Annotated in this window: 1 protein-coding gene; it reads left to right on the top strand. The window is 47.6% G+C overall.

What is annotated here, in order from left to right; translation table 11 throughout:
• The first annotated feature begins 74 nt into the window (after positions 1-74).
• Positions 75-1,150 (top strand): IS3 family transposase gene (locus tag CWE21_RS13340; RefSeq protein ID WP_126834909.1). Its coding sequence is split into 2 segments (ribosomal slippage): positions 75-324 and positions 324-1,150, totalling 1,077 coding nucleotides; the frame shifts between segments, so codons are not numbered across the junction.
• Positions 1,151-1,198: the final 48 nt, after the last annotated feature.

The following is a 1,198-nucleotide window of genomic DNA, read 5'->3' on the forward strand; positions in this document are numbered from 1 at the left end:
TGACGTCTCCCCCAAGAATAGAACCATGACATCGATGAGATTTCCATTAAAATGGGTCAAGTGGAGATCTCAAAATGAAAAAACGTTACAGCGAAGAACAAATCATCAAGGCTATCAAAGAGCATGAGGCCGGTGCCAAGGTTGAAGACATTTGCCGTCGCCTAGGTATATCGAACGGGACTTTTTATAACTGGCGCAGCAAGTACGCTGGTATGGAAGTCAACGAAGCGAAGCGCCTACGCGAGCTTGAGGTTGAAAACACCAAGCTGAAGAAGCTCCTCGCGGAGAAAATGCTTGAGACGGAAGCCTTGAAGGACGTCGTGTCAAAAAAGTGGTAAAGCCCGCCAGCAAAAAGCGTGTGGTTACGCACTTAGTAACCACCTTTAAGCTTAGTGAGCGCCTCGCGTGCAAGTTGGTCGGGCTGAGTCGAACCGCTTATCGATATCAGCCTAAAAAGCGCCACGATGAGCCTGTTACAGCTCGCTTAAAGAAGCTTGCAATCGAATATCCGCGGTACGGGTACTTGATGCTTCACGGCCTTCTGAAGCGCGAGGGATTAGTTAAAAACAAGAAGCGGACGTATCGTTTATACACGGAACAAGGCCTCCAAGTGCGCACAAAGAAGCGCAAGAAGCTCACACGTCCACGTGTTGTTATGGATGCGCCAATAGCGGTGAATCAACGCTGGTCGATGGACTTTGTTTCCGACCAATTAGCTAACGGGCGTCGTTTTCGGGTTCTGAATATTGTTGATGACTTTAGCCGCGAAATTGTTGGTCAGCTGATCTCGGTATCGATATCAGGACAACAAGTGGCGCGATTTTTATCGCAGATCATCGAAACTCGTGACCGACCGGACTCAATTGTCTGCGACAACGGTACCGAGTTTACCAGCAAGGCGATGTTCTTCTGGAGCAAAAACACAGGTGTTCGCTTGAGCTTCATTCAGCCAGGTAAGCCAACTCAGAATGCTTTTGTGGAAAGCCTCAACGGCAAGTTTAGAAACGAATGCTTGAATCAGCACTGGTTCAGAACTTTGGATGAAGCACGTTACGACATTGAACAGTGGCAGCGGCATTACAACGAAGAACGCCCACACAGTTCATTGAATTATTTACCGCCAGTTGAGTACGCAAACCAGGTGGCATAAAAACTGAAATCTCATTGAAAATATGGTGTTATTTCAGGGGAAAGGTCA

The sequence above is a fragment of the Pseudidiomarina aquimaris genome (assembly GCF_003987395.1).
GTDB classification, from domain to species: Bacteria; Pseudomonadota; Gammaproteobacteria; order Enterobacterales; family Alteromonadaceae; genus Pseudidiomarina; species Pseudidiomarina aquimaris.